Annotated in this window: 1 protein-coding gene; it reads right to left on the reverse strand. The window is 35.6% G+C overall.

Annotation, left to right across the window (positions count from 1 at the left end; genetic code table 11):
• Positions 1–202, reverse strand: a 202-nt coding sequence (locus ACYQ0O_RS13285; protein WP_459893839.1) for a transposase, incomplete at both ends; no start/stop codon positions are given.

The raw sequence follows: 202 nt of genomic DNA on the forward strand, positions 1-202 counted from the left end.
CGATTCTGTCTCTAAAATCCATATCCCCAGGCACTCTTTTTTTCCCTCTAAAGTTATCCCTAACATTGCATATACAGCAGTATTTTTAACTGTCCCATCTACCCTGGCTTTTAAAAATATAGCATCTAAAAATACTATCGCATAAATAGACTCTAAGGGCCTATTTTGCCATTCCTTAGCCTTTTCTAATACAGAATCTGTT

Source organism: Desulfothermus okinawensis JCM 13304 (assembly GCF_054654515.1).